Here is a 25,341-nt window from a genome sequence, read left to right as displayed (position 1 = left end):
GGCGCGAAGACACGTCACTAATAGCCGGATGCCTGAACGCCTAAAATTCAAGGGATCCGCTCACATGCACCGCGTGAAACAGACGTTTGACCGGCCAGCTGGCCAAGTCGTAGACTTGCAGCATGACGCGGGTGAAGAGGAGTGCGGCATGGCGTGCTCGGGCGGTCTGGAGCCTGGGTTGCGCCGCCCTTGGCTTGGTCTCAGTGGGCTGTGGCGGCGACGCATCGACGACAGGCGAAGGCACCGCGGGCAGCAGTGGTGCCGCGGGGAACAGCGCGGCGGGCAGCGCCGGGACATCGGGCGACGGCGGCGTCGGCGGAACAAGCGCCGGGGGGAGCGGTGCAACGTCTGGCAACGCTGGGACGGCGGGCAGCGGTGGGATCGGCGGAGCAGCTGGAGCGGGAGCCACCGCGGGGACTGGGGCGGCGGCGGGCAGCGGCGGTGCAGCGGGCAGCGGCGGTGCAGCGGGCAGCGGCGGTGCAGCGGGCGGCGGCGGAGCGGCGGGCACGGGAGGAGCCGCTGGAACCGCCGGAGCAGCGGGTGGCCCGACCTTCAGCGGAGTGAGCTGCGCCACGCCAGCACCAACCGGCGCCGCGACTCCACCGGCGCCGAAGACCTATGCGGGCACCTGCCCGGTGCTGGTAAGCGGACGCAATACCATCTCCTCTGGAGGCAAGGATCGCGAGTTCCTCCTCATTTTCCCCGAGGATATACAGCCCGGCGAAAAGCTCCCCGTCGCCTTCTTGTGGCATTGGCTGAACGCCAGCGCCAACAGCTTCGCGACCAAGGGCGAAGTACAAGCGGCGGCCAACCAGCAGCGCTTCATCGCGATCATCCCGGAAGCGGACGACAACGCGCTCAACGTCTTCACCTGGCCGTACACCGTCGCGACTCCAAACGCTGCCATCCAGACCGAGCTGGGGCTCTTCGACGACCTCCTGAGCTGCGTGTCTCAAGAGTTCGACACCAACTTGAGCTGCGTGAGCAGCATCGGTGTCAGCGCGGGTGCGCTCTGGACAGTCGTCTTGACCGGGAATCGTTCGGAGTACTTGTCGAGCGCCATCGTGCTCTCGGGAGGGACCGACGTCGCTCAGGTGAAGGCCTACGTAAAGCCCACGCGGAAAGTACCCGAGCTGGTGCTCTGGGGCGGCGCGAGCGATATGTGCGTGACCATCAACTTCCAGACGGCTTCGCACAACCTGGAGCAGCACCTCAGCGATGATGGGCACTTCATGCTGGAGTGCATCCACAACTGCGCGCACACGGAGCCACCTTTCGAGCCGCCCACCGGTGGCTCGAAGTACACCGGGCTGTGGCAGTTCTGGCTGGATCATCCGTACTGGCTACCCGCCGGCCAAAGCCCGTATCTCAGCGACGGGATCCCCGCTGCGACGCCGGAGTGGTGCGGGATCGGCGCTGGCAGTGCGACACAGCGCACCGGCATGTGCGAGCCGGCGGACTGTCCCTTCTGAGCGGCTCACCCACAAGGACCTGACAGAACGCGCTGTCCAGCTTGGAGCGGAGCGCGCCTGCGCCTATCGTTGGCAGATGCAGGCCGCGGTTTCTCCCTTTGGGCGCTACGTGCTCAAAGCGCGCATCGCTCGTGGCGGCATGGGTGAGGTGTTCCTGGCGAGCGCCGTCGGGGCGGACGGCTTCGAGAAGCGCGTCGTCGTCAAGCGCGTGCTACCGAGCCTGTCTGGCAGCCAGAGCTTCGAGCAGCTGTTCGCAGCCGAAGCGCGGTTGATGACGCGCCTCGAGCACCCGAATATCGTTCAAGTTTTCGACTACGGCCGCGGCAGCCTGGGCGATGCGTTCTTGGTGATGGAGCTGGTGGACGGAGCGGACCTGCGCGCCTTCCACAAGGCCTGGCAGGAGCGCCACGGATCGTTTCCTCTCGGATACGCCTCCTACATCATGCAGCAGGTGCTGCGCGGCCTGGAGTTCGCCCACTCCAAGGTAGAGCTGGTGCACCGCGACGTCAGCCCCGGCAACGTGCTGCTCTCGCGCCTCGGGGAGGTCAAGGTCGCTGACTTCGGCGTGGCACAGGTCGAGTTGGTGGACGGCGTAGAGCTGGTAGGCAAAGCCGGCTACGTCTCCCCTGAGCAAGTCGCAGGCAGCGAAGTGGACCTCCGCAGCGATCTGTTCGCCGTTGGGGTGATGTTATACGAGCTCGTCACTGGCGAGCTGCCCTTCAAGAGCCGCGCGCGCGACGCGACACCCATTGCCCCGCGGCAACTTCGCGCAGACTTGCCCGAAGCCTTCGAGGCGCTGATCTTGCGCTGCCTGGCACCAGAGCCCGAGGCCCGTCCAGTGAGCGCGCGGGAAGTGTCCCGGGAGCTTGGGCGCTTGGGCCTGCCCAACGTGCAACCGGATGAGCTGGGGGAAGCGGTCGCCGAGTTGTTTCCCCACGAGATGACGGGTGAGGCGCTCCACTCGCTCGCTGCGGACACCGGAGACAAACCGTTGACTGAGCTGCGGCGCGGGGAAAAGGGGCTTGATTGGGCACCTGACGCGCTCTCCCTAGTGCGCCAGACGGGGACCATCGACTCTGCAAGCATTGACACCGCATCCAACGAGGCAGCATCCATCGAGGCCGAATCCAACGAGACAGCAGCCATCGAGGCAGGGTGGAGAACGGAGACGCTCGAAGACGCCCCGGCGCCGCAGCTCGAGCGCCCAATCGGTGTGGGCATGGACTCGTCCCCTCCCCCCCAAAGTCCGGGCACGCTCCAGGGATTGCCGGGGCAGCCACGAGAGCAGACCTCAAACTTCGCATCCCCACGGCAACAGAAGTCAGCGAAGCCGCTGCTAGTTTTTTTGGGGGTGAGTGTGCTCCTGGGAGGCGTCCTAACCGGCGTCTATGTGCTGCGCACCCCCAATACCGCGCAGCAACCCGCGGTCACGCCGTCCGCCGTCGAAACCACCAGCGGCGTTCCGGCTCCGCTAAGCAACGGAGCCGCGAGCCAGGTGCCAGCACAAGGTGCAGCCCCCGAAGCGCCGTCAGCCATTTCGAGCGGCGCCGCTCCGCCCAAGCCGAGCGCCAGTGTGGCCAAGCTCGGGCCACTCCCAGGCGCCCAGCCGAGCGTCGCGAAGAGCGCTCAACCGGCGGACAAGCCAGCGTGCACCGGCGCTCTGCAGATCTTCTCCAATGGCAGCTGGTCGGTGAGCGGCGGACCAAGCGCGGTGCAGTCGCCGGGGCGATACGTCTGGCCGTGCGGACGCTACAGCCTGTCAGCCGTCTCCCGCATGGACAGCACCCAGCGCAAAGGCGGCAGCGTGGTGATCGCCGACGGTCGCACCGCAACCCTCGACCTTCGCTGAAGCACGCGCAGACGCGGCCCGGGAAAAACACTAAACTCCAGCAAGCGGACGAGGCACGGGTGGACGAAACAGCGTGTACGCAAGTGGTGATGCAAGACGGACAGGTGGTGATGCGCCTGCCGCGCTTCCGCGTGCGCGTCGTCGAGGGCCCCGACCAGGGTGCGACCGCGGAGGCCAAGTCAGGGCGCTTGGTGGTCGGGAGCAGTAGCCAGTGCGACCTCAAGCTGACGGACCGCGCCGTCAGCCGTTTCCACATGGAGCTGAGCGCAGGCCCAAACGGCATCACCTTGAAGGACCTCGGGTCCACGAACGGGACCCGTATTGGCGGCGTGCGCGTCGAACGCGCGACACTCCCCGGCGCCCTGGAGCTCAGCGTTGGAAGGACGCGGCTCGCTCTTGAACTGGGAGACGCCCACGATGAGGTGCGCGGCGGGCGTAGCCACTTCGGGGAACTGCTCGGAAGCTCAGCCGCGATGCAGAGCGTGTACACGCTCCTCGAGAAGGCGGCGCCGACGGACGTGCCGGTGCTGCTGCTCGGGGAGAGCGGGACCGGCAAAGAGCTGGCAGCGCGCGCCGTCCACGCCGCGAGCCCGCGTGCTGCTGGGCCATTCGAAGTCGTCGATTGCGGCGGGTTGCCACCAACCTTGATCGAGAGCGAACTCTTCGGCCACGAAAAGGGCGCGTTCACCCACGCCATCAGCGCGCGGGCCGGCGCCTTCGAGCGCGCGAACGGCGGCACGCTGTTCCTGGATGAGCTAGGTGAGCTGCCCCTCGAGGTGCAACCGAAACTGTTGCGCGCCCTGGGCGAAGGAGAGGTACGGCGGGTAGGCGGGGCGCGCCGCGAGCGCGTGGATGTGCGCATCGTTGCCGCCACGAATCGCGACCTGCGCAGCGAGGTGAACCACGGTACATTCCGCACGGATTTATACTATCGCATCGCCGTGATGGAAGTCCGCATGCCGCCGCTGCGCGAGCGGAGCGAGGACATCCCCCAGCTCGCTCGGGAGCTGATGCAGCAAATCGTTCTCGACCGCAAGATCCCCACGCTCATCGTGCCGAGCGCGGAGCTCTTGGCAGAGCTACAGAAGCAGCGCTGGGCTGGCAACGTACGAGAGCTCCGCAACTACTTGGAGCAACTCGCGGTACTGCAGGTGCCTCCGCCTTTACGCGACCCGAACCCGAGCGCAGGGGACGGCAGCGCCTTCGATGACCTACTGGAGCGCCCCTGGCGTGAGGCGAAGCAGGAGCTGGTAGAACGCTTCGAGCGTCAGTACCTGGAAGCGGCGCTGCAAGCGAGCGACGGCAACGTTGCTCAGGCTGCGCGCCACGCGGGGGTCGATCGCGGCACGCTGTTTCGCAGCATTCGCCGGCTCGGGCTGCGCGGAGACGACTGAACCGTGGGGAAACGATTCACGCGAAGGCTGCTTCGACGCGTGCCGCGCGGCGCCTTGCTCCTGGTCTGCACCCTGGTGGCCGCCGAGTGCAGCATGGGTTGTGAGGCTGAGTCGCTCTCCGTGCGGGTGACCCGCAGCGGCGCACTGCGAGTGCTTGCGAGCTGTGAGCCCGATCCCAACGCGTGCAAGACCCACGCGGAGCTGAATCCGTTGACCCACGCGCTCGAGGGCACCGCGCTCGACGTAGCCCTGGTGACGAGCAGCGGCGAAGTAAAGCAGCGCTCTGCCTGCGTACGAACGGCGCTCTCTTCTCAGCCTACAGAGCTCGCGACACTGCTGAACGACGCCCTCGACCGCGCGATGCCTGACGGCATCACCTTCACCGACTTCGAGAAGGAGAGCGACGCCACGCTGGTGGCCGTGCTCTACGCCACCGGCGCAGACGACGTGACGTGTCAAGCGGACAACCTCATCGGCTGCTCTACCTTCGGCTTGGTCGCGGCTGGCTCCAGCAGCTACGACATCCAGTGTTCAGCTTGCGCAGGCGGAACCCGCAGCGGCGCCGGCTGCCAAGCAAACAGCCAGTGCGTATTCGGCGTGTGCGACTTCCAGTGCGCCCTCGAAGTCTGCCTGGGAGTGGCAAAGAAGTAGCGCTCCGAACCCACGAACTCGAAAGAGCTTTACCGCCAAGGACGCCAAGAGCGCCAAGACTGGGGGGGCGTGCACCTTTTCGCGCTGCGAGGACACGAACATTGCTGCACGCGTCGCGAGGGGTTTTACCGCCAAGGACGCCAAGAGCGCCAAGATTGGGGGGGGCGCGCACCTTCAAGCTCCGGGCCCTCTGAACATTGCCGCGCGGCACCGACAGGAGAGCGCGTCCGCTGACAATAGCGCGCGCTGACTGAACGGGTGGTACAACCGACGTACGCCTCGAGCCCAACCCCCTTGGCGTCCTTGGCGCCCTTGGCGGTTCAATCCTCGAACACCGATGCGCCCCAAGCCGCGAACGAGACCAAAGCGCTGAAGTAGCGCTCCGAACCCACGAACTCGAAGGGGTTTTACCGCCAAGGACGCCAAGAGCGCCAAGATTGGGGACGCGCACCTTCTAACTCTGCGGGGAGCCGGATATTGCCGCACGGCATCAAACAAGAAGCCCACCAACCGCATGGCTCACAACAGCACTAAGACGACTCAGCCAACCGGCGTACGCCTCGAGCCCAATCCCCCTTGGCGTCCTTGGCGTCCTTGGCGGTTCAATCCTCGGACACCCATGCGCCCCAAGCCGCGCACGAGACCAAAGCGCAGAAGTAGTCAGTTGCACCCGCGCGGCGGACAAAACTTCAGGTCGCGCTCGCTGCGGGCGACTGCGATGGTCGCTACGGTGCCGCCGACGACTACGGCGCCGGCGAGAGGCCACACGTACCAGGGCACGCCGGTTTCCTCACGGCAACTTTCTCCGAGCACCCGGCAGGCTAGCGCCTCGAGGTCTTTCGCCGGCCCCTGAGTGTGGCGTACGCGCTTGCCAGAGGCGGCGTCCCACAGCGACAGTTCGATGCGCCGCCGGGGCAAGTGCTTGAGTTCCAGCACGTCCTCCGCGCGGGACCAGAGCGCGACGGCGAGCTGTTTTTCGTGAGTCGAGGCGGCTCGAGGCTTTCCGGACACGAGCTGCGCAGCCAGCGTGGTGGGCCGCGCAACTTCCATGCTGAGCTGCACGCGCCCCGACGGCTGCAGAAGGATGCGCTCGGTGAGCAGCTCGAAGCGGAAGCGCCGCAGCGTCACGAAGTGGTCGCCGAGGCGCACCTTGGCGTTGAGCGGCGTCTTGCCGCGCTGCTTGCGACCGTCAATCCACACTTCAGCGCCTGGCGGATCGCTCTCGATGCGCACCATCCCGCGGGCGCGCTTGAGGACGTCGTCGCGCGCCTTCAGCTGCTCCCGCTCTACATCCTCGCGGTGCAGGCCTACCTTGGGAGGCTTCTCGTCGAAGGTCGCGGCGGCCAGGAAGTGCGGCCGCGCGTCTTCGAGTTGCCCCGCGGTAACCAGACAGGCGCCGATCTGGATGTGTAGATCTCGGAGCTCCTCGAAGTGGCCGCTCAGCGCGAGCACGGTGGTCGCTTCGCTGAGCACTCGCGCCGCTTCACGCACGCAGGCATCGAAGCGCGCCTCGGATTCGTAGTTGCGGGCGCGCTTCAGCGCGAGCTCGATGGCGCGACGGCGCGCCTCTAAGTTGGCTTCTTGAACGGTGCTGCGCTCCGGCGGAGGCAGCGGCAGTGCGCTGACGACCCGACGAAAGCGTGCGGCGACGCGGAACAGCTGACGGCGCTCCTCGGCATCGCTCTGTTTGGTCACCAAGTAAACCGGATTGCCAGCTGCGTAGGCGATGCTGGGTGAAGCGACGGTGAGCAAGCAGGCGCAGGCGATGAACAGCGCGCCTAACCCCCAAACCCGACCCATGACTCAAAGCTAGTGCTAGAACCGGCCCATGAACAAGCGGCTGGCGTTTCTCGAGCAACTGCACACCGATGGCAAGGCGGACTCCTTCGCCCTGTATGGCTTGGCGATGGAGTATCGGAAGCTCGAGCGCGTGGAAGATTCGCTGAAGATTTTCGAGGAGCTGCGCGAGAAGGACTCCGGCTACCTCGCGATGTACCTGATGGCGGGTCAGCTCTTGATCGAGGCCAACCGCGGCAGCGACGCGCGGGTCTGGCTCGAACAGGGCATCGAGCTCGCGACGCGTACCGGCAACGGCAAGGCCCTCGGCGAGCTGCAAGACGCCCTCGAAGACTGTTGAGTTTTCGCTACTGGGCAGCTGGCGTAGCTCAGCCGACGGCAGGCGGCGGCAAGGTCCAGGACGAGCTGTCTTGACCTTCATCGTCCGGGGGGCCTGCCTCTTCGACCTCACCAAAGAAGTCCAAGAGCTCCGTGCGGCGCGCGTACGCATCCGCGCGACCTAGATCGATCAAGCTGCGGGCAAAGCCACCATCGAACAGCAGGTAGCTCGCGAGGTCTGCGTCATCCGCCACGCCCACATCGAGCAGCTTGAGCAGACGCTTGGTCACCACCGGGCCCGCCTTGAGCTTGCCTTTCCGCAGGTAATCACCCGCGAGCTTGCCGACGCGCTCCGTGGGGCGAACCACCATCGTGCTGATTTCGCTGAAGCGGTGACCGCCGCGCAGCGCCGCGGCGGCGTTCAGCTTGTCGACGTAGTCGAGGCCGAAGGCCGCGCGCCCGCTCTCCATGGTGTCGTTCAGTAGGTTCACCATGCCGAGGTCGTTGTCCAGGTGGTCGAGGAGCAACGCATTGAGGATCTTGCCGAGCAAGAAGGTCGCGCCGGGCGCCTGCAAATCCGGCTGGGGATGCACCACGCCACGCACCAGGCGCGAGGTGCCAACGACCAACACATGGGTCGCGCCCAGGCGAATCGCTGGGGCAATCGGCGTGTTCTGGCGCACGCCACCGTCCACGTATAGCTGGCTACCGATTTGCACCGGAGGGAACAACAGCGGGATCGCAGCGGATGCAAGGGCGTGTTGCGGCCCGATGCGATCCGCGCGGATCAACGTGCGCGGCGGCGCGCGAGTTGGCAGCGCGGTGTTCGGCCCCGTCTGCATGAAGATCACGGTGCGTCCGGTGCTGACTTCCGTCGCGGAAACGCTCAGCGCCTTGAGGTGACCCTTACGCAGGCTGCGGGAGACGGAGCGCCACGGGATCTCCTTGTGCACCAGGTGGGACATCGGCGCGACGTCGAACACGCCAGTGCCTTGGCCGCCGCCCATCAACACCTTGGGCAGCGACAAGGCCTGCCGGACGCCGAAGCCAAGCACGCGATCCAGGCGCAGGCCGCTCCACACATCGACCAGGCGCCGCACACCGAGCACCGGGTCGCTCAAGTGCGCAGCGGTGAACGCGCAATTGATCGCGCCGACGCTTGTCCCGCACAGAATATCGACGCGTGGCGGTGCACCGCGGAGCCGCGTGAGCTCGTCGAAGAGGTACCAAAGCACCCCTGCTTCGTACGCACCCCGCGCACCTCCCCCCGACAGGATGATGGCTAGACGTCGTCCGGATTTGTTGCTCACACCGTCCGACAAGCTAGTCCGTGCTAGCCCCCAAGGCCAAGCCGAAATAACCGCGTTGCTTACATGGCCGCGGAAACCCGACTGACCTTCGCTGATCCGAAGAAAACACGGGGTGATCTCGAACGTGGAAGTGTCCTGTCGCCGTAGTTCGCTGCAAAAACTCGCCCGCCCCCTCGAGGTGTCGGCGCTCGAGTTTTGCGCCTTCGCGCTACTTTTGAGACGAGGAAACGCTGTGTTGACTTGTTCGGCGAATCACAGATTCCCCTCACTAGGTGCTTGCGCTGGAAACACCGCTTTCCTGGCCGAGGGAGCTGCAGCTGAGCGCGCCAAGGCGCCGCTCAAAGCTCGACTTCCTTGGAGCGCGAGGCAGCAGACGCGATGCTCGAGCCATGTCTCTCAAGGCTTGCGGCGCGGCTCTATTGCTCATGCTTTCGCTCACTGGCTGTGGCAGCGACGACTCTGCGCCGGAGCCCGGAGGGCCGCTCTTGCTGTCGAACCACTTCCTCAACATCGCCCATCGCGGGGGCCGCAAGTTGGCCCCTGAGCACACCTTGGTCGCGTATCAAAACGGCCTCGACGTCGGCGCCGATATCCTCGAGTTGGACGTGCACGGCACCTCCGACGGCGTGCTGGTACTGATGCACGACGAGACGGTGGATCGCACAACCAATGGCACCGGCGCGATCTCGGAGATGACCTTCGCCGAGCTACGCAGCTTGGACGCGGCGTACAACTTCAGCGAAGACGGCGGACAATCGTTCCCCCATCGCGGCCAAGGCATCCAGGTTCCAACCCTCGAGGAGGTATTCGACGCGCACCCGGACACCGAGTTCGTGATCGAGATCAAGCAGGAGACGCCGAGCATCGTCCCCGAGTTCGCCGAGATCGTGCGAGCCAAGGGCATGACTGAAAAAATCTCCGCGGGCTCCTTCCATAGCTCCACCGTGCAAGAGCTCAGGCAGCTGATGCCCGAGGTGCCAAGCGCATATGCCCTGGGGGAGATCCTGGACTTCGTCGACCTGAACGACGAGTCGAGCTATATTCCCCCAGGAAAAGTGCTCCAGGTGCCGCCAGAGCAGCTCGGCATCAGTATCATCAACGAGACCACCGTCGCTCGCGCCAAGCGCTTCGACCTCAAGATCCACGCGTGGACCATCAACGACGCAACCGAGATGGAACAGCTGATAAACCTCGGCGTCGACGGCATCATCACCGACGATCCGATCACGCTTGACCAAGTGCGCAAGCAGCTCGGCAAGTAGCCTCCCGGCACCGTGCATCGTTGCCCCCTTCTTTTTTTTGGGGGGGTGAGGCGCACCGCTTCGACTAGCGATTGACGAACGCGCCGTTCCAGCAGGTCACAACGGGCTCACCAGGTGCCTCCCCGGTAACCACGAACGCCTTGCAGCTCTCTCGGGTGCGCATCACGTAACCGCCCGGTTCGAGCCCAGCGAGCTTGCTCGACAAGTGCGCGACGCTGCAGTCGGACAGATTCGGCATTTGCCCGGAAGCCTTGGCTCCCGCAGGCTTCGTGACGTCGATCGCCACTCGCGCACCGCGATTCGTCTCGAGCTCCATCGCACCCGAGAGGTGCACTTCGTTTTTACTGGTCAGGCAACCAACGTAGAACTTGACCTCGATTTCGTTTCCGCGCTGAATCACGCAGCTGTCACTCACGGGCACGCTCTTCGGGTCAGGCTCGCTGGCGCCGCCGCAAGCTTCGCTGGCCGCGCGGGCTGCTGCTTCCTGACCACCGCCGATGTCTGCAACGTGGGCGATCTCGAGCGTCATGTGGCTGTCGCTGTCGTTCACGCCAAGCGGTGGAGAGTCGCCCTGCACCGGCGCATCCGCCTCCGCGACCGACCGCTGCTGAACAGGTCCACCACCACACGCGACGCACACGAGTGCCGCGCTCCCAAACATCCAACGCAAACGCACGTGGGCACCGTCGCCCAGTGACTGCGCGAATTCAACGCCCCGGACTATCGGGACCCGGAGTCTTCACGATCGGCCGATCATTCCAGCACGTGCGTTTCTCTTCGACTGGCCCGAGGCGCGGCAGCGCACTGGGCGCAAGTTGCCTGAAGGGTAGGCAGGTGTCGTTGACTCGGAGCTGATAGTCGCCGGGTTGGATGGACAGCGGCAGAGTCATCACGACGACTCTCCCGACGATGTCATCTCTTTCACCACGTCGATAGACTCGGTGCTTCGCCTCGAGCTCGAGGAAGACCGAGTTCGTGCCGCGCACGAGCGAAATCGTCTCGAGTTCCTCGGCGCCCAACTCGAAGTAGAGCAGCGCGCGCTCGCGATCTTGGAGCACACAAGCGTTCACGAATCCGAGCACTCCGAAGCGCTCGGGTGCGAGCTCACAGCTGCGGCCCGCCGACGGCTCGATGGCGATAGATAGCGGCCACGCACGAAACACAGGTGGCAGCGGCAACGCCTGCGCGACACGCGCGCTCGAGGTTTCAGCTGCAGCTTGATGGGCCGCTGACGGAAGGATTTGTGGTTCGTTCGCGCCTCCCGGGCGCGAATTGGCGGCGCTCGTTGGAGTCGGCTCAGCTGGCTCTGGATGTTCCGAGCTCCTTGGACGCGTGGCACACGCAATGATCGACAGCGCCACCAAGGAACTCAGCACAGCTCCCCTCACCCCCGAAACCGCGAACGCCACGGTCTAAGGGTTACCCAGAAGAACCCGGCGCTCAAGCGGCGCTAGAACCGGAAGGGGTCATCGCGCAGACAGATCCGCACGGCAGCATCCTTTTCCGGGACCTTGGCTTTGACCTCGAAGGGCACGCACGCATCGTTCACCCGCAGGGTGTACTTGCCGGGTGCGTTCGAAAGCGGAATGACTGCGCGAACCTCGATCGCCTCGAGCAGCACTTTCTCACCGGGGCGACGGATTGGCACGCTCTCCTCGATCTCGAGGAAGCGAACTCGACCAGTGTCTTGTTTCGAGAGGATCTTCCAAGTCAGGCCGGTGCCCCCACGGCTCATCACCCCAAGGCGCACCCCTTGGTCGCTGTGTTCGACGCAGGCGTTGCTGAAATGGAGCTCCGCGAGCGAGGTATCCTCGCGGGGACACGGCTCCTTCGTTGCCGGCGCGACCGTGACCCGAAAGGGCTGCGTGCGATACTCACGGGGCGGCTCCGCAGGCTGCTCTGGCTCAGCCGCGGGCGCAGGTACTGGCTCTGCGTCGCTCGACACGGAAGGCGACGACGCGCCGGATGCAGTTGGCGCGGAGGACGAGGGTGTTGAAGGCGGGGACGTGCTGGGTGAAGCGGCTGGAGCGCAGCCGCCGCAAAGCAGCAACAGCAAGCAGCCTGTGACGCTTCGGGGCTCAGCCTTTGACGCCATCGGCCTCGTCCGCTTGCTCGAGGCCAGTGAGCGAATCGCGTTCGATGTCCTCGTCGGGGTCGGCGCTGCGGTTGGGGTCGATGTCGAGTGGAGGCAGCAGCTCGGAGATCTCGCGTTCGGATCGATCCACATCCGCGTTGGTGCCTAGCTGGCCGGTCTCATGGCGCCCGACCCCTGTGTCCTCTGCCGGGCCCAAGAGTTCGACCACCACACCGCGGCGCCTGAATGTTTTCCGTGCAGCTTTGTCACGAATGAAGCCCATCAGCTCCTCCGTGTATTCAGCTGCTCTCTTCTGCAGCTCCCCCGCTTGGGGCGAACCGGCTTTGCGGAGCGCTTCGCAGCACAGCGCGCGCGTCTCGAGGCCGTACTCGCTGCCTTGCACCGTGCCGATGGCACCCATCGCGGTCGTCGCCAGTAGGATCCCCGTGTGCTGCTCCCCAATGTCCACTCGCGCCGCCGCTTCGACTGCCATGGCATAGAAGTGGAACGCGACGTAGGCCTGAGCCTCCGCCGCCTGGCGTGCGTCGAAGGCGTGCATCACCGCCGCGCCAGAGTCTCCGGTGCGCCGCGCGAGCAAGGCCCGCATGATCTTCTCGTGCACCGAGTCGTAGGCGCTGCTGGTGACCGCGGTCAGCGCGCCCGCGTCACCCACCAGGTTCTCCGCGGCGTCCACATCACCTGCTTCCAGCATGACGAAGGCGCTGCACAGGAGCGTATCCGCACGGCTATCCTGATCGCTGTAGCGCTCGTGCGCTTCACGGGCGCGCTTGAGGTACGCCAGAGCGCGAGGAAGATCCCCCAAGCGCCCATACGACTGACCGATGTTGCTCAGTGTCTTTGCGATCTGGAAGCGACCACCAATCGCGAGGTCGATGCGAATCGAGTCGAGAGCGAGGGCGATGGCGTCTTCGAAACGCCCCAGCACGAACATCGCGTAGGCCAGTGCGTTCTTGGTGCGCGCCTCCTGACGCCGCGCGCCCACCTGACGAAACACCGCGATGGCCTCGGCGTGCGCCTCGACCGCCTCGTGCACACGCCCAACGCGGCGCAAGAGCGTGCCTCGAGTACGCAACACATCCGCTCGACGTCGCGCGGGGACGTCTTGATGCTGAGCTGACTTGATGGCGCGGTCGCACGCCGCCAGGGCGCCCTGCATGTCGCCTAGGTCGCGCAGCATTTCGGCGACCAGCGCCTGCGCCTGCACCTGGAGCACCGCGGAGCCGCAGGACTGCGCCACTTGCTCGGCTTTTTGCGCGGCGGAGAGGCCACGCGCCAGGCGTCCATCGTCGAGGTCGAAGCGCGCCGTGCGGACCAGCGCGGTGGCCACCCACTGGGGGTTATTGCTCTTCTTCGCCAACGCGCGCAACGCTGCGAGGTGGCGTCGGCGCTCCTTCCAGCGACCCTGAACACGGCAGATCGCTTCAAGCGCTTCCCGCGCGGAAAGCCGTCGCAGGTCACCCTCGGGGAGCACCGCAAGTGCACGTCTGAAGTAGCGCGTTGAGAGCTGCATCTGGTAGCTGGCGCGCGCCGCGGACGCTGCTTCCAGGTAAAAATCACCTGCGCGCGACGGCTGCTGGCCACGGGAGAAGTGCCGAGCGACGATGGCCGCAGACAACCCCCGCGCCACGCCGCGCTCTGCCAGGTACTCGCCCACCCGACGGTGCATCCGCACGCGCTCCAGGCGGTCGAGCGCGAGATAAGCGACGTCTCGGGTCAGAGGATGCCGCACGTCGATGCTGCCATCGCGCTCATCGCACACACCGCGCGCGCAGAGCCGAGTGACGGCTTCATCCGCGTCGTTGCCCGCCAAGAGCCGCAGGTCTTCCATGCGTAGCGGGCCGCCTGCCACGGCGAGCCAGTCCACGATGTTGTGCTCCTCTGCCGGGAGCTCATTGAGGCGATCCGCGATCAGCTGCTCCAAGGTGCTCGGAAGCGTCCCGGCGCTCTCGTTGTCGCGATCGACACGCACCAGCTCGTGCGTCTGGTCGGGGCGCTCGCGGATCTCGAAGATCCCGCGCTCCAGCAGCGCATCCACCATTTCCAGAAGGAAAAATGGATTGCCAGCGGCCCGCGGCAACAGGTCAGCACACACCGCGCGCACCCCTTCCCGGCAACCAAGGTGGGTCTGCAGCAGCCGGACCTGGTTGTCGGCCGATAGCCCCAGGATGTCGATGCGCACGATGCCTTGAATGTGCGGGGTGACGCGATCGTTCGGTCGCGTCACGAGCAGCGCCAAGACCGGCAGAGAATCCTCGCGGCTCACGAGCTGGGTCAACAGCTCGAGGCTTGGTCGGTCGCACCACTGCAGACCTTCCAGCGCCACGACCAGCGGCGCCTCCACCGCGACGCGCGCAAAAAAGCGGCGCATGCCCGAGGTGATCAAACGACGGTTGTGCGCCACCTCGGCTTCGTCGTCTGCCTGAGCCAGGTTTCCCGTCACCAGCTCCGCGAGGCGCTTGACGATCTCTTCACCGTGCTGTCCCTGAGCGAACTCGCCGAGCATCTCTTCGACGGTGCGCACCACCTCCTCCAGAGGTTGCTCTGCGCGCGTGCCGGTCATTTCCCGCACCCACTCGCCCACGTTGGCGAAGGGCAGCTCCGTGCGCGCCGGCGTGCACTCGACGCGCAGGACTCGCGCGTCCGGAGGCAATTCCGAGAGGAAAGTCGACACCAGCGCCGTCTTGCCGATCCCCATCTCACCCGCGACGACCCGCGCTGTGACTTTGCCGAGCTGACCTCCAGGCCCAGGACTGACGGCGCGGTGATAGGCAGCGTGGAGATCCGCGAGCTCCGCATCGCGACCGACCAAGTCGCTCGGCGCGTGCTGCAATACCTGCTGGCGCTCCTCGCGGGTCAGCGGGCGCTGCAGCGCATAGATGCGCATGTTACGCGGTAGCTCACGCTCGTCTGCGTCTGACAGCTGAATCGTCGGCGCGTCGCCCCACACGAAGTCACGGCGCACCAAGCGATACAGGCCGCCAGCAACCCAAGTGGCACCTGCCGGGGCACGCTCGCCCAAGAGCCGCGCGAGGTAGTCAGCGTTCTCCTGCAGCTCGTGGTGAATCAGGTGACCGCCGTCATCACGCCGACCGGTAGCGATGCCGCGCACGATACCCACGCCGGCGCGCACCGGAACCGGCAAGTCGTCACAAGCGCCTTCGATGGCTTCGTGCAAGTCGACGGCGAGCCAGGCTGCGTCCGCTGCGGCGCGAGCCGGGTTCGCCATCAAGCCGACCACGGCGCGCGCGGAACCAGTGAGTAGCGGGTCGCCCTCTTGCTGGCCGCTCTGAGCGCTCCACGACCAACGGGCACCGCGCTTGAACGCCATCTCATCGAGGGTGCTGCGAAGCTGCTCCGCAAAGCGACGCGCCTGCATCACCCCAATCGCCTTCGCCAGATCTTCGCCGCCGTGGAGCCGCAAAGTGACGATCGCCACATGGCGCACCTCGCGTCCGACACGGTTCTTCAGATCGCGCTTTGGATCGGGGCCACCGGGGCCCGTCGGTGCATCCGCGTGGAGACGCGAGCCTTGTTCGAGGGAGCTGCCGCTCGCCGGCGGGAGCTCGCTCACGCTGCCCACGGTGGCAGGAGCCTCCACACCAGGCGACGTATGCTCTCTGCCCACGAGCTGCTCGATCACGCTCTCGAGGCTGTGGGAGTCGACCACCTCTTGCTTGGCAAACAGCGCCCGCGTGATCGCGCCAGCCATGTCGCGCGCCGTCTGGAAGCGGTCCGCCGGTTCGCGGCTCAAGGAGCGCATCACAATCGACTCGAGCTCCGACGGCACCCCTCGCGCGAAGGTGCTTGGAGGCTCGACGTGCCCACTGCGCACGACCTCCAGCAGCTCCTGACCTTCAGCCGCACCGTGAAGCGGGCGCCCAGTGAGCAGCTCGTGGAACACGACTCCAAGGGAGTAGATGTCCGTCCGCCGGTCGACTCGCTCTGCTCGCGCCTGCTCGGGACTCATGTAGCTGGTCTTGCCCATGAGCACGCCCGGTTCTTCGCGGAACACGTTGGCGGTCGCGATGCCGAAGTCCGCGATCTTCACCGCGCCTTCGAAGCTCAACAGAATATTTTGGGGAGAGACGTCGCGATGAACGATCTCCAGCGGCGCACCTCGCTCGTCCTTGCGGGCGTGGGCGTAGTGCAGCCCCTTGGCCACTTCACCGATGATGAACGCAACGACGTAGGGCGGGATGCGCGTTTGCTGCGCCTTCGTCGCCCGCTGCAACTTTCGCAGATCGGGCCCCTCGACGTACTCCATGCTGAGGAGCTGGCCCTCGTCGCCGTAGTCCTGGAAGTCGTAGACCTGAACGATGTTCGGGTGATTCAAGCGGGTGGCGAGCTGCGCCTCCTCCGCGAACATCGTGCGGAAGCGAGGGGACTCCACGTGCTGCGGCAAGATGCGCTTGACGACCAAGAGCTTGAAGGTGCCCTCGGCGCCCCGGCGCTTGGCCAGAAAGACCTCTGCCATACCGCCCGCACCAAGGCGGCGAATGATCTCGAAGTCGGCAAGCCGGGCGGGAGTATCCATGACGTCGCTTGGAACCTGAACGTTACCGCACCTCCGCGGGACGTGGCGGGCGAACCTCGCGGTTGACCGCTCGAATCCGCTCAGTCTGGGGCCCGATGTGGGGCTTTTCCGCGCGAACGCAATTTTTCTGGCCCCACGTTCATGGTCCCGAAATCGGCGTTTCATCGCGGCTCTGCGGCGCGAATTGGTGTTTCTTCCCGGGTGTCGCCGCAGCGGTCGGCGCTTTTTGAACGTTCCACCGCGTGTTTCCAAACCTCGAACAAGGCCCCGACGCGGCTCTAGCGCCCCGGCTGGCAACGTCGACGCCGACTCCCTTCATCGCTCCAAGGACCTCCCATGCGTACTCTTCGCTCCGCCTCGTTGCTCCCCTTGTGTGTCGCTGGCTTGCTCTTCAGCACGAACCTGATGGCCCAAGCCGAAGACGAAGCAGCGTCCGGCGAGGTGGAGTCGAAGGCAGGACCTTCGATGGAGAGTGAAGGGGATGACCCCGTCGACTCCGAGGTCGCGGAGGCAGATGCCCCATTCGTTCCCCGCGGAAAGGAAAAGGCCGGTGACGCCGCTGAAGACGATTCCGCCGCTCGCTCCGCCGCGCGCATGGAGAAGCCGCTCGCGGTCCACGGCGACGTGCTGTTTGGCTTCGGTCAGACCCCGCTACCCGGACCAGTGGACCTACGCTCCCCAGACGCGACAGCGATCAGCTTGGTGATCGGCGCGAGCTACGCTGTGCAGCCCAATCTGAGCCTCGGACTCGACCTTCCGTGGACCACCGCGAGCTTCGATTCGACCGCAGATCAGAGTCAAATCGACGAATCGGCGAACGCCCTCGGCAACCCGATGCTGCGCCTCGAGTACCGCCTGGTGAAGCCGTCCTTCGACATCCCGCTGCGCTTCGGCGTTGGCATCCCGGTAGCTCAGGGCGAGCCGGACCCAACCAGCGCAGACCGCGCGAAGATCGCCCAGACCCAGGTGCAGCTCACAGCGGACGCAGCGCGCGCTTGGCGGGAAGGCGAGTACTACGCCGTCGGCCGCATGCCAGTGACCCTCGGCGCTGGCATCGAGTTCCCTGGTACCTTTGAATTTTCCGCGGCGGAAACGTTGCTCCTCGCCCCCAAAATCCGAGGCGAAGTCTCCACTCCGGAGGCGCTACCCAACGGCGAGACGAAGCTGAACTCGTTCGCCATGCGCAGCGTGACCGATGTCGCCGCTGCGTATCAGATCATCGAGCTGCTCGGCGCAGGGCTGCGCGGATCCCTCGTCTACAACATCATCGACGCGGTGGACTACACGCCCGATAGCGACGTGACCCAGCCGTCGCCGCTCCAGCTATCCCTGGAGCCCCACGTTCGCGCCACGTTCTCTGGCATCACTGCCTCGGTGGGCTACCTGGTCCCGCTGGGGGGCCAGTTGGGTGACGCGAAGATGTCCGGGCTCCGCCTGGGCGCAGCCGCGCGCTTCTAGCGCAACACTCTTCAGCAAGTGCGAGCTGGTAGCGCTGGAGCAGTTGGGGTGTAGACTGGCCCCAATGCGTCAGGTCGTTCCCAATGCGTAAGGTCGCCCACACGGCGGTGATCGCTCTCAGCTTGAGTGTCGCTCTTGCAAGCACAGCTTGCACGTCCACCACCAACTCACCCCCGAATCACCCCACGAGCCCGACGGGCCCGGTGAATCCAGTAAAGGTCAGCGATGACCAGTTCGGGCCCGCGGTGCACAAGCTGCTGCTCAACGGCGAGCGCAGCTCGGAGCGCCTCGATCTACTGGTCGGCGTGGTGCGCAAGCAGCTCGAGCACGCAAAGCGCCGCTTCGAAACCGGCCATCCCGACCAAGGCGTCGCGGCGCTGACCGGCGCCCTTTACTTGGTGCGAGTCGGTGAATTGCGCTCCGAGATGTTTGTTGGGGGTGAGGAAGCGCTGAAACAAAGCGCGGATGCTGCGGCACAGGTTGGCGACGAAGGACGCGCCCGCGCGCTCTATGGAATGCTCAAGGAGGCGCTGCCGGCAGGTAAGGCACGAGACGAAGTCGACCAGCACCTCGCGGCGCTGAAGACCTGGATGGCGAAGACACGTCGCCCAGGCAGCATGAGCTCCCTCAAGGATCAGCACAACGCGGCTGCCCTGCGCTCCCTGCTCGAGCCCAGCAAAGACGCGATGGACGCTGCGAATCAGTCCACGACATCCTGGGTGAGCGCTGCTCTACGCAAGAACCTCGACGACATGCCGATGCAAGACAACGCCGACCGTGAGGAGGCAGTCAGCGTCTTTCAGGCAGTCCGCACAGGCAGCTTCGCCCTGGCCGCGGTGTACCTGCGCCAAGGCGACGCAAAAGGCGCCTTCGACGCGATCCAAGCCAGCGACGTAGGCAAGGTGGCGCCACCTCCCTTGCTCGAGGCGCTGGACGCCGCAGCCAAGGAGCAAAACCCCGAGGCCTGGGCGGCGCTACTCGAGGTCTACACCCGCGCGGAAACACCGGACCGCCCGGAGACCGCGATGAGCCCAGACTTGGCCGCCGGAGCGGCTTGGGGCTGCGCCGTGCAGCTATACCGCGCGGAACCGTATAGTCTGCGCGCCGCTGGCACGCTGAGCACCTTGCTCATGCGCTACGGGATGAGCGAAGCATCGCCCCAGGTGCTGGTGAGCGCACTTGAAAAGGAGCCGCAACCCCGCAACGTCGCGACTGGGCTCGCGCTGCTCCTGCGAGCGATCGTCGACCTCGACGAGATCAACGACGTGGCGGCTGCGCGCCGCACCTTCACCGCTGCGGATCGCCTGCTCGCCCTCGCGGATAGCCAAGGCCTCAAGGGGCGGGTGAATCCCAGCCCCGGTCGCCTCCACTACGTGATGGGCGCGATCGAGAGCCGTGCGGGTGAGCTCGACAAGGCCAAGCCTCACATCGAGGCCGCTGTAGCCTCGGATCCCACCGTAGAGGCGCTGAGCCTGCTCTCAGCCATCGACCGCCAGCGCGGCGCATACGACGACTCCTTACGCTCGTTGAACTCCATGGCGGAGCAAGCTGGCCGTGAAGGCGACAAGGCCGCAGAGACGCGCGCGCTGACCACCCGCTACGAGGTCCTGCTCGAGGCGGGCCGCAAGGACGAAGCCCCGAAGGTGCTCGAGCGCGCTCTACGCACGGCGCTCGACGCGCGACGCTTGGCCCGCTCCAACGCGCAGCTCAGCGAAGCGGAGCGCCAGCTCGCGCGAGTGATGGAGCACTATGGGGACAACGCTGCCGCGCGCCGCGCCACCCAGCGCGCCTACGAGGCGTCGGGCGGAGACGTTCGTCAAGTCACCGCCACGGTGCTGGATGCCGCGCGCCGCGCGCTCACCCTGGGCGATCTGCGGGGCGGTCGCGAGGCGCTGCGCCAAGCCGTGGAGGCTGACATCCCCGATGGGGACTTGGTCTATGTGGCGCTGTGGCTGCAGCTCCTCGAGCGCCGGGTCAAAGCCACCAGTGACGGCAGCGTTGAAGCGGCCCTGCAGAGCGCTGGGGGCATCGACCGCTGGGGCAAGAAGCTGCGGGCGTGGGGCACCCAGCAGCTCGCCGATCAAGAGCTGCTCGGCGCGGCGAAAAACCGTGTGGAAAAAACCGAAGCTACGTTCTACGCCGCGCTCTCGCATCCAAGTGGGGATCTCACGGAGAGATTGAAGGCGGTGGCGAGCAGCGAGACCATCGAGCTGGTCGAGGTGATGATCGCTCGCGACTTGCTGAAGCGCGCGGATAGCTTCACCCCGCCCGACCTGCCGAAGGGCGTGACCATCCCCTGATCCAGCGGGAACACTCGTCATTCGCGCCACAATCGGGCGAACAAAAGTCGGACATACAAACCGACCTGAGCTAAGCCATCCGCCGGCGCTGGGTTCCTTTGAAGCCGACAGAACGAAGCGTTCGGTGTCACGAACGCGAAACCTGTCAGCAGTGATTCACGGAATGAATCCGGGCCCCTTGCGGATCCCAAGAGCGGGTTCCAGGTAGCGCAGAACGGTGGGTTGCGTCCGCAGCCCGCCGAGGGCGCCTCCGGCGCCTCCCCTCGTCTCTCGGAGAACACCGCAACCGCGCGCGAGCGCCACTTCGCGGCTTCCGGATCGGGAACCACGTTCCCAAGACTCCAAGACCTCCTAACCGTCCCAGCACGCTCTCGATTCCAGCCAGCGCGGGCCTGGAGCGGAGCGCAAGTGAGGCGCCTCTCCCCACTCGGTGCCTGAACGACGGAGCAAGCGGATCCCCATGTTCAAGAAAGTAGCTCTAACCATCGTCGCCTTGTTGGTCGTCGTGGGCGTGATTGGAGGCGCCAAAGGCGCCCAGATTGCGGCGCTGATCCAGAGCGGCAAGACCTTCGTGCCGCCCCCAGAGACGGTCACCGCGATCGAAGCCAAAGAAGAGACCTGGGAGGACAACCTGACGGCAGTCGGCACCGTGGTTGCGCTTCAAGGCATCACGGTGACAACGGAATCCCCTGGCGTCGTACGGGACATCCGCTTCGAGTCCGGTGAGATGGCGAAGAAGGGCGCGCTGCTCGTGCGCTTGGACACCAGCGTGGAAGCCGCTCAAGTCGCCCAGGCGGCGGCGCAGAGGAACCTCGCGAAGGTGAACCTCGAGCGCGCAGAGAAGCTTCAGAAAGCAGGCGTCGCCGCTCAGGCCGAGCTCGACAGCGCGAAAGCTCAGGCGAAGCAGACGAGCGCTCAGGTCGGGAACTACGGCGCCGTCTTGGCTCGCAAGATCATCAAGGCGCCCTTCACGGGTCGCCTCGGCATCCGCCAGGTCGACCTGGGTGAGTACGTGACCCCTGGCGCGCCCATCGTCACGCTCCAGGATCTAACGAGCGTGTACGTCGACTTCCGCCTGCCGCAGTCCCAGGTGGCGGTGCTCTCTCAAGCAGGCCTGAAGGTCCGTGTCAGCTCCGATGCTTTCCCCAAGGAAAAGTGGGAGGGCACTATCCACGCGGTGGATGCGGCAATCGACTCGGCCACCCGCAACGTGCGAGTTCGTGCCATCTTCAAGAACCCAGACGAGCGCCTGAAGGCCGGCATGTTCGTCAACGTTTCCGTGGTGCTGCCCACCAAGCAGAAGAACGTGGTCGTGCCAGCAACCTCCATCCAGTACGCGCCCTACGGCGACTCGGTGTTCCTGGTCGTCGACGCCAAGAACGAAGACGGGTCGCCGAAGGAGGGCAAGGAGGCCAAGCAAGCCTTCATCCGCCTGGGCGAGCGTCGTGGTGACTTCGTGGCCGTCGCTTCCGGGCTGGAGGCGAACCAGATGGTGGTCACCAGCGGTGGCTTCAAGCTGAAGAACGGCATGTCCATCGTCGTGGACAACACGCTTCAGCCTGACGCGAAGAAGAACCCGAGTCCTGAGGACAAGTAGCGTGAGCTCCTCCCCAGAAAAACCCTCGGCTCCCTCTCATCGCAAGGGCGCCGCCAAAGCAGAATCGGGCAGCAAATTCACCGATCTGTTCATCCGACGGCCAGTGATCGCCATCGTGGTGAACCTGGTGATCATCATCGCTGGCTTGCAGGCCATCAAGAGCCTCACCGTACGCCAGTACCCAAAGAGCGAAAACGCATCGATCACCGTCACGACGGTTTACGTCGGCGCCAACGCAGACCTGGTCAAAGGCTTCATCACCACGCCCCTCGAGCGCGCCATCGCGGCAGCGGACGGCATCGACTACATCGAGTCGACCAGCACTCAAGGTGTATCGACCATCACCGCGCGCCTCGAGCTGAACTACGACGCGAACAAAGCGCTCAGTGAAATCAGCTCGAAGGTGGACCAAGTCCGCGGCGATCTTCCGCCTGAAGCCCAAGTACCGATCATCAATATCGAGTCTGCAGACAGCCGCTTTGCGTCGGCATATCTCTCGTTCTCCTCGGAGTTCCTGAAACAGAACGAGATCACCGACTACCTGGTGCGGGAGGTCCAGCCGCGCCTGACCGCGGTGGAAGGCGTGCAGCGCGCGGACATCCTCGGCGCCCGTACCTTCGCGATGCGCGTCTGGCTGAAGCCAGACCGCATGGCGGCGTTCAACATCAGCCCGGCCCAGGTGCGCCAAGCGCTCGCCGCCAACAACTACCTGGCGCCGGTCGGCACCACGAAGGGCGCGCTGATCCAGGTCAACTTGTCCGCGAACACCGACGTGCAAGACGTCGAAGGCTTCAAGAAGCTGGTGATCCGGGAACAAGATGGCGCGCTGGTCCGGCTGGAAGACATCGCCAAAGTCGAGCTCGGCGCAGAGAACTACGACACCGAAGTACGCTTCTCCGGGAAGACCGCGGTGTTCATGGGCATTTGGGTGCTGCCCAACGCGAACTCGCTGGACGTGCTGAAGCGCGTGCGCGCCGAGCTGACGGACATCAAGAAGGATCTCCCGGAACAGATCGACGCCAGTATCGGCTTCGACGGCACGGAGTACATCCAGAGCGCCATCGACGACGTCGTGCGTACCCTCACGGAAACGCTCGTCCTGGTCATCGTGGTGATCTTCCTGTTCTTGGGATCGATCCGCTCGGTGCTCGTGCCCATCGTCGCGATACCCGTGTCGCTCATAGGCACGATATTCTTGATGCAGGTGTTCGGCTTCACGATCAACCTGCTGACGCTGCTCGCCATCGTGCTCTCCGTGGGTCTCGTCGTCGACGACGCCATCGTCGTGGTGGAGAACGTCGAACGAAACCTGCAGCTCGGAATGAAACCAGTTCAGGCGGCGAAGGAGGGCGCGCGGGAACTGGTCGGCCCAATCATCTCGATGACCATCACGCTGGCCGCGGTGTACGCGCCGATTGGCTTCCAGGGCGGTCTGACGGGTTCGCTGTTCAAGGAGTTCGCCTTCACGTTGGCGGGCGCCGTCACCATCTCCGGCATCGTCGCGCTCACGCTCTCTCCCGTGATGGCGTCGCGCTTGCTACGGGAAGGCGACGCGGAGAAGGGCCTCGCGAAGTACATCAACCGCGGCTTCGAGCGCATCAAGAACACTTACCTGAGGCTCTTGAGCACCACGCTCCGCGCGCGGCCCGCCGTGTACGTCGTTTGGATTGCCCTCGGCCTGATCTCGTTGGTCTTCTTCCAGATGAGCCCCAAGGAGCTCGCTCCGAAGGAGGACCAGGGCATCATCTTCTGCATCCTGGACACCCCGGCAAACAGCACGACTGAGTCGCTGATGCCCTCGGTGAACAAGGTCAACGAAGAGTTCCAGAAGTCGGAGGAGTTCGACTTCAGCTTCCAGATCACCTCGCCCGGTGGCGGCTTCAGCGGCATGCGCCTGAAGCCTTGGGACAAGCGCGAGCGCAACGTGTTCCAGATCCTTCCGGAGGTGCAGCAGCGCCTGAAGGGCGTGGCTGGTGTCAGTGTATTCGCGGTCACTCCCCCGGCGCTGCCCGGCGGCGGCCAATTCCCCGTGGAATTCGTGCTGACGTCGACGCAGGACACGGAACAGATCCTGGGCTTCGCCAAGGAGCTGCAACAGAAGGCCACCGAGAGCGGTATGTTCGCCTTCCCGCCGATCATCGATGTGAAGATCGACCAGCCCCAGAGCCAAATCGTCTTCGATCGCGATCGCGTTGCGGAGCTTGGACTCAACATGCAGCAGGTGGGCGCAGACATCGCGTCCGCGGTCGGTGGCAACTACGTCAATCGCTTCAGCATCGACGGTCGCAGCTACAAGGTCATTCCGCAGATCAAGCGCCAGGACCGCCTGAACCCCGATCAGCTGAAGGACATCTATGTCACGGGCCCGAAGGGCGAGCTGATCTCACTGGCGACCATCGCTACTCTGAAGAACTCGGTGGAGCCGCGCTCGCTCAACCGCTTCCAGCAGCTCAACGCGGTGAAGCTCTCCGGCGTTGCGATCCGTCCCCTGGATCAGGCGCTCGGCTTCCTCGAAGGGGAGTCCGCGAAGATCCTGCCCAAGGGCTACGTGCTGGAGTACACCGGGGAGTCGCGTCAGCTCCGCAAGGAAGCAGACGGCTTCTTGCCTGCGTTCAACCTCGCGGTGGTGCTCATCTTCTTGGTGCTGGCGGCGCAGTTCAACAGCTTCCGCGATCCACTCGTCATCCTCGGCGGCTCAGTGCCGTTGGCAATGTTCGGAGCGATGATCTTCACCTTCTTGAAGATGCCCGCGCCGGTGCCCTTCTGGACCGACGGCTGGACTACGACGCTGAACATCTACTCCCAAGTCGGCTTGGTGACGCTGGTCGGCTTGGTGTCGAAGAACGGCATCTTGATCGTGGAGTTTGCAAACCAGCTCCAGCGCGAGGGCAAGACCAAGCTCGAAGCGGTCCACGAAGCAGCGGGCACGCGCTTGCGTCCGATCTTGATGACCACCGTCGCGACGGTCGTCGGTCACTTCCCGCTGACCCTCGTCACCGGCCCTGGCGCCTCCGCCCGTAACTCCATCGGCCTCGTGCTGGTGAGCGGTATGGCCATCGGCACCTTGTTCACCTTGTTCGTCATCCCGTCGCTCTACGTGCTGATCGCCAAGGATCACTCGAAGGAAACCGCAGCCGAAGCCGAGGTGGACGAAGAGGGTGAGGGCGAGCCGGCCACCGCCTGACCCAGCAGGAAAGCAGCTGAATCGCGCCCCGCTTGCAGTCACCGCAGCGGGGCGTTTCAGCATTTCGCGCCCGGAGGCGCGCACAAGGAACCATTTCGCCGAAGCGATTTTAACCTTTGC

The 25,341-nt window shown here is 65.3% G+C and carries 16 protein-coding genes; 10 read left to right on the top strand and 6 right to left on the bottom strand.

All coding sequences use genetic code 11. The annotated features are described in order from the left end of the window. Nucleotides 1-122 precede the first annotated feature (122 nt). From H6718_11960 to H6718_11945, 4 genes are all read left to right on the top strand, one after another. A complete protein-coding gene (locus H6718_11960; protein ID MCB9586107.1) occupies nucleotides 123-1,472 on the top strand; it encodes a hypothetical protein in 1,350 nt (449 codons plus the stop codon). Nucleotides 1,473-1,548: 76 nt separating this feature from the next. Beyond that, the gene (locus H6718_11955) at nucleotides 1,549-3,321 is read left to right on the top strand and encodes a protein kinase (protein MCB9586106.1); all 1,773 of its coding nucleotides are present in this window, start codon (nucleotides 1,549-1,551) and stop codon (nucleotides 3,319-3,321) included. A gap of 89 nt (nucleotides 3,322-3,410) precedes the next feature. Then, the gene (locus H6718_11950) at nucleotides 3,411-4,715 is read left to right on the top strand and encodes a sigma 54-dependent Fis family transcriptional regulator (GenBank protein MCB9586105.1); all 1,305 of its coding nucleotides are present in this window, start codon (nucleotides 3,411-3,413) and stop codon (nucleotides 4,713-4,715) included. A 3-nt stretch (nucleotides 4,716-4,718) separates the two neighbouring features. Next, complete coding sequence (locus H6718_11945) at nucleotides 4,719-5,366, top strand: hypothetical protein (GenBank protein ID MCB9586104.1); 648 nt, start codon at nucleotides 4,719-4,721, stop codon at nucleotides 5,364-5,366. A gap of 660 nt (nucleotides 5,367-6,026) precedes the next feature. Here H6718_11945 and H6718_11940 read toward each other — a convergent pair. After that, on the bottom strand, nucleotides 6,027-7,166 hold the full coding sequence (locus H6718_11940; protein MCB9586103.1) for a PEGA domain-containing protein: 1,140 nt from the start codon (nucleotides 7,164-7,166) through the stop codon (nucleotides 6,027-6,029). A 28-nt stretch (nucleotides 7,167-7,194) separates the two neighbouring features. On the opposite strand from H6718_11940, the gene H6718_11935 reads away from it, so the two are divergent. Next, entirely contained in the window at nucleotides 7,195-7,503 is a 309-nt protein-coding gene (locus H6718_11935) for a hypothetical protein (protein ID MCB9586102.1), read from the top strand. A gap of 28 nt (nucleotides 7,504-7,531) precedes the next feature. Here H6718_11935 and H6718_11930 read toward each other — a convergent pair whose 3' ends face one another. Beyond that, nucleotides 7,532-8,803, bottom strand: a complete 1,272-nt coding sequence (locus H6718_11930) for a patatin-like phospholipase family protein (GenBank protein MCB9586101.1) — start codon at nucleotides 8,801-8,803, stop codon at nucleotides 7,532-7,534. Between the two features lie 377 nt (nucleotides 8,804-9,180). Between H6718_11930 and H6718_11925 the strand changes: the two genes are divergently transcribed. After that, nucleotides 9,181-10,053 (top strand): glycerophosphodiester phosphodiesterase, encoded by an 873-nt coding sequence (locus H6718_11925; GenBank protein MCB9586100.1) that lies wholly within the window; start codon nucleotides 9,181-9,183, stop codon nucleotides 10,051-10,053. A gap of 64 nt (nucleotides 10,054-10,117) precedes the next feature. Here H6718_11925 and H6718_11920 read toward each other — a convergent pair whose 3' ends face one another. The 4 genes from H6718_11920 to H6718_11905 form a co-directional block, all read right to left on the bottom strand. After that, nucleotides 10,118-10,729: a hypothetical protein gene (locus H6718_11920; protein MCB9586099.1), complete on the bottom strand. Its 612-nt coding sequence runs from the start codon at nucleotides 10,727-10,729 to the stop codon at nucleotides 10,118-10,120. 31 nt (nucleotides 10,730-10,760) lie between these two features. Further along, nucleotides 10,761-11,216: a hypothetical protein gene (locus H6718_11915; protein MCB9586098.1), complete on the bottom strand. Its 456-nt coding sequence runs from the start codon at nucleotides 11,214-11,216 to the stop codon at nucleotides 10,761-10,763. A 287-nt stretch (nucleotides 11,217-11,503) separates the two neighbouring features. Beyond that, on the bottom strand, nucleotides 11,504-11,998 hold the full coding sequence (locus H6718_11910; protein ID MCB9586097.1) for a hypothetical protein: 495 nt from the start codon (nucleotides 11,996-11,998) through the stop codon (nucleotides 11,504-11,506). A 133-nt stretch (nucleotides 11,999-12,131) separates the two neighbouring features. Beyond that, nucleotides 12,132-16,682: a protein kinase gene (locus H6718_11905; GenBank protein ID MCB9586096.1), complete on the bottom strand. Its 4,551-nt coding sequence runs from the start codon at nucleotides 16,680-16,682 to the stop codon at nucleotides 12,132-12,134. 336 nt (nucleotides 16,683-17,018) lie between these two features. Here H6718_11905 and H6718_11900 point away from each other — a divergent pair, with 336 nt between their 5' ends. The 4 genes from H6718_11900 (at nucleotide 17,019) to H6718_11885 (ending at nucleotide 25,221) form a co-directional block, all read left to right on the top strand. Then, the gene (locus tag H6718_11900; GenBank protein ID MCB9586095.1) at nucleotides 17,019-18,140 is read left to right on the top strand and encodes a hypothetical protein; all 1,122 of its coding nucleotides are present in this window, start codon (nucleotides 17,019-17,021) and stop codon (nucleotides 18,138-18,140) included. Nucleotides 18,141-18,223: 83 nt separating this feature from the next. Next, complete coding sequence (locus tag H6718_11895; GenBank protein ID MCB9586094.1) at nucleotides 18,224-20,440, top strand: hypothetical protein; 2,217 nt, start codon at nucleotides 18,224-18,226, stop codon at nucleotides 20,438-20,440. Between the two features lie 460 nt (nucleotides 20,441-20,900). Beyond that, nucleotides 20,901-22,037: an efflux RND transporter periplasmic adaptor subunit gene (locus H6718_11890; GenBank protein MCB9586093.1), complete on the top strand. Its 1,137-nt coding sequence runs from the start codon at nucleotides 20,901-20,903 to the stop codon at nucleotides 22,035-22,037. A gap of 1 nt (nucleotide 22,038) precedes the next feature. Then, complete coding sequence (locus tag H6718_11885) at nucleotides 22,039-25,221, top strand: efflux RND transporter permease subunit (GenBank protein ID MCB9586092.1); 3,183 nt, start codon at nucleotides 22,039-22,041, stop codon at nucleotides 25,219-25,221. The last annotated feature ends 120 nt before the right edge of the window (nucleotides 25,222-25,341 follow it).

Source organism: Polyangiaceae bacterium, assembly GCA_020633205.1.
In the GTDB taxonomy this organism is placed as follows: domain Bacteria; phylum Myxococcota_A; class Polyangia; order Polyangiales; family Polyangiaceae; genus JAHBVY01.
The sequence above is the reverse complement of the archived record's forward strand: the minus strand, read 5'-3'. Positions and strand labels throughout refer to the sequence as shown.